Annotated in this window: 7 protein-coding genes; 2 read left to right on the plus strand and 5 right to left on the minus strand. The window is 56.4% G+C overall.

Features of this window, described 5'->3' with window-relative positions:
* Positions 1–370 precede the first annotated feature (370 nt).
* Positions 371–2,755, plus strand: coding sequence for a family 20 glycosylhydrolase (locus tag ACF8PE_RS18985; RefSeq protein WP_342760247.1), 2,385 nt, complete (start codon positions 371–373; stop codon positions 2,753–2,755).
* Between the two features lie 126 nt (positions 2,756–2,881).
* Here the strand turns inward: ACF8PE_RS18985 and gbpA are convergent, their stop codons facing one another.
* From gbpA to ACF8PE_RS19010, 5 genes are all read right to left on the minus strand, one after another.
* The gene (gene gbpA / locus ACF8PE_RS18990) at positions 2,882–4,339 is read right to left on the minus strand and encodes an N-acetylglucosamine-binding protein GbpA (protein ID WP_103793144.1); all 1,458 of its coding nucleotides are present in this window, start codon (positions 4,337–4,339) and stop codon (positions 2,882–2,884) included.
* A gap of 183 nt (positions 4,340–4,522) precedes the next feature.
* A complete protein-coding gene (gene ridA / locus ACF8PE_RS18995; RefSeq protein WP_032616260.1) occupies positions 4,523–4,909 on the minus strand; it encodes a 2-iminobutanoate/2-iminopropanoate deaminase in 387 nt (128 codons plus the stop codon).
* Between the two features lie 72 nt (positions 4,910–4,981).
* Entirely contained in the window at positions 4,982–5,443 is a 462-nt protein-coding gene (gene pyrI / locus ACF8PE_RS19000; protein WP_032616261.1) for an aspartate carbamoyltransferase regulatory subunit, read from the minus strand.
* 12 nt (positions 5,444–5,455) lie between these two features.
* Complete coding sequence (pyrB, locus tag ACF8PE_RS19005; protein ID WP_032616262.1) at positions 5,456–6,388, minus strand: aspartate carbamoyltransferase; 933 nt, start codon at positions 6,386–6,388, stop codon at positions 5,456–5,458.
* A gap of 34 nt (positions 6,389–6,422) precedes the next feature.
* On the minus strand, positions 6,423–6,527 hold the full coding sequence (locus tag ACF8PE_RS19010) for a pyrBI operon leader peptide (protein WP_143111897.1): 105 nt from the start codon (positions 6,525–6,527) through the stop codon (positions 6,423–6,425).
* Between the two features lie 203 nt (positions 6,528–6,730).
* On the opposite strand from ACF8PE_RS19010, the gene ACF8PE_RS19015 reads away from it, so the two are divergent.
* The gene (locus tag ACF8PE_RS19015) at positions 6,731–7,183 is read left to right on the plus strand and encodes a YhcH/YjgK/YiaL family protein (RefSeq protein WP_077227975.1); all 453 of its coding nucleotides are present in this window, start codon (positions 6,731–6,733) and stop codon (positions 7,181–7,183) included.
* The last annotated feature ends 133 nt before the right edge of the window (positions 7,184–7,316 follow it).

The raw sequence follows: 7,316 nt of genomic DNA on the forward strand, positions 1-7,316 counted from the left end.
GAGGGCCGGAGTGAGGGGACAGCCCGGTACGGTCTCTTCCCCCTCGCCCCTCTGGGAAGAGGGCCGGGGTGAAGGGACAGCCCGGTGTGGTCTTTTCCCCCTCGCCCCTTTGGGGAGAGGGCCGGGGTGAGGGGACAGCCCGGTACGGTCTTTCCTCCCTCGCCCTGTGGGGAGAGGGCCGGGGTGAGGGGATCGCCCGGTGCGGTTTTCCCCCTTCGCCCCTTTGGGGAGAAGGCCGGGGTGAGGGGACTGGCTTTCCTCTCAAATTCAAGAACCTGTGATCCCCGTCATGCCATTTGCTTGACGACAATTTGTACACATGTTAACAGAATGTTTTGCCTTTTTTCGGCCCGTCAAATAAGGAACATTCATGTTACGGTACAGCTTATTAACCGCCGGGCTTATGCTCGGCTTTTCTGCGTTTGCCGCCCCGGCAGGCGATCTTCCCCTGATGCCCTGGCCTGCAAAGGTCGAACGTCCTGCCACCCAGGGCGCGCTGGTCATCAACAATGACTTCTCGGTCAGCGTCTCCGGGGACGATCTCGGCGATGCGGTGACCCGTCTGCGCCAGCGGGTGGCGCAGCAGACCGGCTGGACGCTCCAGCCGCAGGCCGATAAACCGGCGAAGCCGACGGTGACCATCGCCATCGCCCGCAAAGTGGCTCCGCAGCCCAAACCGGACAGCGATGAAAGCTACAAACTTACCGTGGACGCCAGCGGGGTAAATATCACTGCCAATACCCGCTTCGGCGCGCTACGGGCGATGGAAACCCTGCTCCAGCTGATCCAGAACGGTGCGGAAAACACTTCCCTGCCGTGGGTCGCCATTGAGGATGCCCCGCGCTTCCCGTGGCGTGGCCTGCTGCTCGATTCGGCCCGACACTTTATTCCGCTCGACGACATCAAACGCCAGATCGACGGCATGGCGGCGGCGAAGCTTAACGTGCTGCACTGGCACTTAACCGACGATCAGGGCTGGCGTTTTGCCTCGAAGCGCTACCCGAAACTGACCGAACTTGCCAGCGACGGGCTGTTCTACACCCAGGATCAGATGCGCGACGTGGTGCGCTACGCCACCGCGCGTGGTGTTCGCGTGGTGCCTGAAATTGACATGCCGGGCCACGCCTCGGCCATTGCGGTGGCCTACCCGGAACTGATGAGCGCGCCGGGGCCGTATGAGATGGAGCGCCACTGGGGCGTGCTCAAGCCGGTAATGGATCCTACCAAAGAGGCTACGTATGCATTTGCCGGAGCGATGGTCGCCGAACTGGCGGCGATCTTCCCGGATCCTTATCTGCACATCGGCGGCGATGAGGTGGACGACAGCCAGTGGAAAGCGAATCCTGCCATCCAGCAGTTTATGCGTGACAACAAACTGGCCGACAGCCACGCGTTGCAGGCGTATTTCAACCGCAAGCTGGAGACGATCCTCGAGAAGAACCAGCGCCAGATGGTGGGCTGGGATGAGATCTTCCACCCGGATCTGCCAAAAAGCATCCTGATCCACTCCTGGCAAGGGCAGGACGCGTTGGGTGAGGTGGCGAAGCAGGGCTACAAAGGGATCCTCTCCACCGGCTTTTATCTCGATCAGCCCCAGTACACCGCCTATCACTACCGCAATGAGATCGTGCCCCAGGGGCTAAACAATGTGGACGTCATCACCGACCGCGACAGCGCCCAGAGCTGGTCCTTTACCCTGCCGCGCCTGAAGGGCAAGCCGGTGGAGGGGAGCTTCACGCTGGTAAAAGGTGACGCGGGCTGGCGTGGGTTTATCGATTTCAACGGCAAATCGCGGCGTGCAGTGCAGGACATCGACTGGCGCAGCGACAACCAGGTAAGCTTCACCGTCGATACCTGGATGGGGGAGACCCGCCCGGTAGTGACGGTGAAAGATGACAAGATTGAAGGCTATTTCCTGCTGGGCAACAGCCGCTATCCGGTGACGGGCCAGCGGCTGGACGCGGTGCCGGAAGGGATCGCTCCGGCAGTGCCGGATGCCAGCCAGCAGGCCAATCTCCTTGGCGGCGAGGCGGCGCTGTGGGCGGAAAACGTCGCGGCGCCGGTGCTTGATATCAAGCTATGGCCACGGGCGTTTGCGGTGGCGGAGCGGCTGTGGTCGGCGCAGGAGGTGAACGATGTCGAGAACATGTACACCCGCCTGCAGGCGATGGACACCTGGTCAACGGTGTCGGTAGGGTTACAGCAACACGCCCGCCAGCAGGTGCAGTTCACGCGTCTGGGGAATACCACCGACACGCTGGCGCTGAACATCCTTGCCCAGGCGCTGGAGCCTGCCCAGTATTACACCCGCAACCATCTCAAGTTCCAGGCCGGGAATTACGACCTGTTTGAGCCGCTGAACCGTTTTGCCGACGCGCTGGCACCGGAAAGTAACACGGTGCGGCAGATGAATCACTGGGTCGAGCGCCTGGTGAGCGATGCTGAAGACAGCGAAAGCGCGGAATCGCTGCGTCATCTGTTTACCCGCTGGCAGACCAACACCCCGGACGCGCTGGCGCTGGCGGGGAACAACTATCAGCTTAAAGCGCTGAAGCCGGTGATTCTGACGGTGGATAAACTGGCGGCGATTGGGCTGCGGCTGACGGATCTGGTGGCACGACAGGGGACGCTGGATGATACCGAGATTGCGTCGATTCAGGGAGAGTTAGATAACGCGGCGCAGATTCAGGATGAGGTGGTGATTGCGGCGGTGTATCCGCTGGAGAAACTGCTGCGCGCGACGCGCAATCAGTAGGGTAAAACACCTGCCCGGTGGCGCTGCGCCTGCCGGGCCTGCGGAGGGAATAACCTTACAGGCCCGGCAAACGAAGCGTCACCGGCAAACAGCGTAAACGCCTCTGTATGCCGGGCGTTTACATCACTATTTCTGCAGCGTCCACGCCATCTGCCAGTGAGAACCTACACCTGGTTCGAACTGGTTAGCTGTTGGTGCGTACTGCACGCAGTAGCCGCTGTATGGCGCTTTCTTACACTTGTAAGTTTTGCCATTCTTCGGTTGCAGAACCACAGTGTCTGCTTTGTAAGACGAAAGATTCTGCGGGAAGGTAAAGTCGTATTTACCCGCAGCACCGGTATCCGCACTGGCTTCGCCTTCCAGCATCATGTCGATCACGTCCTGCGCGAACATAACGCCATCTTTGTTGGTCGCGAAGTATTTCAGCATGTGGTGGCCAGGGGTCACGTCAGTCAGGTTCATGGTCACGTCCTGGTTGGCGTTGTTCATGTCCTGCTTCACATAACCTTTTTCTGCACCGACGTGGTTCATCACACGGGCTTCCAGGTTGACGTCCCCCTGGGTGTTAACGTGGAAGGTCACGGTTGCCGCGCCGTCTTTAACTTTGCTGAACTGCACGTTGGTCACAGCGATATCTTCGCTGGCCTGAGTCTGCTGCTCTTCATAAGAGATGGCGACAGATTTCAGGGCGCTACCGTCTTTCACGTAGACGTTGTTTGCGCCGTGAACCGGGTTAACCACGCCGCTTTCATCTTTCACCCCGACACGTACATCGCTGTGTGCTGCGTTGATGGCCTGCGCCAGATCGAATGCCCACTGATTTGCCTGGCCCTGAGATGCAGAGGAGACAGTCAGTTCGGTGCGCATGGAAGCAACTTCACCGTTAGCATCGAAGAAGCGCGCGATCACTTTGTCGCCTGGGTTGATGTTGTTACCGGAGATCTGGCCGTCCAGGGAATGGGTCCACTCGGAAACTACTGCCGGGGTTTCGTCAGGGGTGACATTGCCGCCGTTGCCGAAATCAACGTCGATTGCCTGGTAGAAGCTGTTAGTGGTATCGGCAATTTCCCATACCGCGTAAATAACCTGGTAACCGGTACGCTGAGGAACATTACAGCTCATTTCCTGACGTGGAGACGGTGCCTGGCCATTACCGTTAACAGTACAGAATGGGGTGGATTCAAATTGGTCGCGGGTCAGCGGTTTATTTGGATTCCAGTCTTGCTTGGTAATATACCAACGCCAGTTAACGGTTTTATGCGGTGCAGTGTGATACCAGGTAAATGTATTTTTACCGGCGGTGATTGGTGTTTTAGTCCAGGCATTCAGGCTCTGGCGATCAAGCTGGGAATATTGCGAAATACCGGCGCTGGCAAGCTGACCATCTGGCGGCAGGGCACCTGTCGGGAAGCCAGACGTACGTTCCACGCTCTGTGGTTCATATTGAACGGTACCGCAGTCGATATTTTTACCGAGCTTACACATATAAGCGCGGCTGGCCGGAGACTCCACATAACCATGTGCTAAAGCCGACGAAGCAACCGTGAGTGTGGCAAGTGCCAACGCAATTTTTGACAATTTCATTTTTTATTCCATTAAAGATGATTAATGAGTTTTGGGCACGGCTAGTGTCGGCTGGAATAAAAAATTAGTCATTTCAAGCAGAGATGAAAAAGAATAGTGAAAATGCTTGAAGGATATTTCTCTCTGTGTATTCAGATAATAAAAAAGGCAGCCCAGGCTGCCTTTTACTTAGTAAATAATTATTTAGCGGCGCACGGCAATCGCTTCAATTTCGATCTTCACGTCTTTTGGCAGACGCGCCACTTCCACGCAGGAGCGTGCCGGGAAGCCCGCATTGTGCTCGGTGAAGAACGCTTCGTAGGTGGCGTTAACGGTGGCAAAGTCATTGAGATCTTTAACGAACACGGTCGTTTTCACGATATCGCCCACTTTCAGGCCAGCAGATTCAACGATCGCTTTAACGTTTTCCAGCGACTGGCGCGCCTGGGCAGAGACGTCTTCCGCCACTTCGCCGGTTTTTGGGTTCACCGGAATCTGGCCGGAGGTGATGATCATGCTGCCAAGATCAACGCCCTGAACGTATGGGCCGATAGCTGCAGGTGCATTTTCCGTCGCGAGTACTTTGGTCATGATTTCTCCTGAATTACAGCGTTATGAGTATGCCTGCCATTATAAAGAGGCAGGCATGCTTTACCACCGCGATTAGTTGGCCAGCACCACATTATGAGAAAACTCTTTTTCGCAGTATTTACATTTGAGCGCGATGTCGTTGGCGCGCTTTTTCACTGCAAAACTGGAGTTAACCGGCTCAGCATGGCTGATGCAGTTGCTGTTCGGGCAGATCAGCACGCTTTCAATACGATCCGGCAGACTCGGGCGGGATTTGCCCACCACTTCGTAATCGTCGATGCGGTTGACGGTCGCTTCCGGTGCGTACAGCGACAGTTGGTTAACCTGCTCGTCGGTCAGGAAGGTGTTCTCGATTTTAATCAGATCTTTACGGCCCATCTCGCCAGAAGGCAGGTTCAGGCCGATGGTGATGCGCTGGTCGGTTTCGGTCAGTTTGAACAGGGTCAGCAGCTTAAAGCCCACCTGCGCAGGGATATGGTCAATTACGGTGCCACGTTTGATGGCTTCGACCTGGAGTTTGTTATCGTGTGTCATGGTCATTTCCCCTTACAGAGCTAAGTCGCGATTCAGAACCAGTGCCAGTAACGCCTGGCGAGCGAAGATGCCGTTCCCGGCCTGCTGGAAGTACCAGGCGTGCGGCGTCTTATCCACGTCGGTGGTGATCTCATCGATACGCGGCAGCGGGTGCAGCACTTTCATGTTACTGCGTGCGCCCTCAAGATCGCTGGCGCGCAGGACGAACTGCGCCTTGACGTTGGCGTACTCTGACGGATCAAGACGCTCTTTCTGCACGCGGGTCATATACAGAATATCCACCTCGGCCATCATCTCTTCGATGCTGGCGTGCAGGCTCCACGGGATGCCTTTCTCATCGAGCATATCGAGGATGTATTGCGGCATCGCCAGCGCGTCCGGGGCAACGAAGTAGAAGCGGTTGCCGTTGAACTTCGCCAGCGCCTGCGTCAGGGAGTGGACGGTGCGGCCATATTTCAGGTCGCCGACCATGGCGATGTTCAGGTTCTCCAGACGGCCCTGGGTCTCCTGAATGGTGAACAGATCCAGCAGGGTCTGGGTCGGATGCTGGTTAGCGCCATCCCCGGCGTTCAGCACCGGAACACCGCCGGAGAACTCGGTCGCCAGACGCGCGGCGCCCTCCTGCGGGTGACGCATCACGATGGCATCAACGTAGGTGCTGATCACTGAGATGGTATCCGCGAGGGTCTCGCCTTTTTTCCCCAGCGAGGTGTTGCTGCTGTCGGAGAAGCCTACGACGCTTGCGCCCAGACGGTGGATGGAGGTCTCGAACGACAGGCGGGTACGGGTGGAGGCTTCAAAGAAGCAGCTGGCGATCACCTTGTGCTTCAGCAACTCCGGCTGCGGGTTGGCTTTCAGTTTTGCCGCGGTTTCAAGAACCAGCTCCAGCTCTTCACGGCTGAGGTCGTTGATGGAAATGATGTGTTTTTGATAAAGCGGATTCATTTTTATCTCCTGACGCCGGGCAAAAAAAAGCCCCTCAAATGAGGGGCTTCTGGAATAGGGACTGCAACGGGAAGAAAAACGGCAGGCCAGCGTCTTTTTTAAGACGCGCTACGACACTCTGTAGACACTGTTTGACCATGCTTCCTCCCGGCAAATTGTGGGGCATTATACGCAGCCTGATTGGCGGATCAAGCGAATAATGCACACTTTACGCAACGTAAACGGTTAGGTGTGCATGGTTATGCGCTAATGCAAAGCACACACAAAAAGAAGTGGTATGGCAGCTAAAATTCTCGTATAAAAGCTTAAAATGAAACGATGTTTTATATTGAGGATATCACCATGATCGTTGGCAACATTCACAACCTCCAGTCCTGGCTGCCACACCCGCTGCGTCAGGCGATCGAACATGTTAAAACGCATGTGTCAGACGCGACCCCAACCGGTAAGCACGACATCGACGGCAACAACCTGTTCTATCTGGTCTCCGAAGACATGACCCAGCCATTTGAAGAGCGTCGCGCCGAGTATCACGCCCGCTATCTGGATATCCAGATCGTGCTGAAAGGCCAGGAAGGGATGACCTTCAGCACCCTGCCAAATGGCACGCCGGACACCGACTGGCTGGCGGATAAAGACATTGCGTTTCTGCCGGAAGGCGAGCAGGAGAAAACCCTGGTGTTAAGCGAGGGCGACTTCGTGGTCTTCTACCCAGGCGAAGTGCACAAACCGCTGTGCGCGGTGGGCGCGCCTGCGCAGGTCAGAAAAGTTGTTGTTAAAATGCTGCAAAGTTAAGCCCCTCATCCCGGCCCTCTCCCACAGAGCTAAGGGATATCCAGTAATTTTATTGCTCTTAAAGCAATGAAATAATCATAATATTTTAAAAGACTTACAGCGGCTCCCTTGTCCGGCTGAAAATCGACGAAGC

The sequence above is a fragment of the Leclercia sp. GLN_9 genome (assembly GCF_043105735.1).
In the GTDB taxonomy this organism is placed as follows: Bacteria; Pseudomonadota; Gammaproteobacteria; order Enterobacterales; family Enterobacteriaceae; genus Enterobacter; species Enterobacter adecarboxylatus.

What these genes read in the sequence shown, in the direction of transcription:
- ridA (WP_032616260.1), bottom strand. Translation starts at nt 4,909, where the DNA reads ATGACCAAAGTACTCGCGACGGAAAATGCACCTGCAGCTATCGGCCCA.
- pyrI (WP_032616261.1), bottom strand. Translation starts at nt 5,443, where the DNA reads ATGACACACGATAACAAACTCCAGGTCGAAGCCATCAAACGTGGCACC.
- ACF8PE_RS19015 (WP_077227975.1), top strand. Translation starts at nt 6,731, where the DNA reads ATGATCGTTGGCAACATTCACAACCTCCAGTCCTGGCTGCCACACCCG.
- ACF8PE_RS18985 (WP_342760247.1), top strand. Translation starts at nt 371, where the DNA reads ATGTTACGGTACAGCTTATTAACCGCCGGGCTTATGCTCGGCTTTTCT.
- ACF8PE_RS19010 (WP_143111897.1), bottom strand. Translation starts at nt 6,527, where the DNA reads ATGGTCAAACAGTGTCTACAGAGTGTCGTAGCGCGTCTTAAAAAAGAC.
- gbpA (WP_103793144.1), bottom strand. Translation starts at nt 4,339, where the DNA reads ATGAAATTGTCAAAAATTGCGTTGGCACTTGCCACACTCACGGTTGCT.
- pyrB (WP_032616262.1), bottom strand. Translation starts at nt 6,388, where the DNA reads ATGAATCCGCTTTATCAAAAACACATCATTTCCATCAACGACCTCAGC.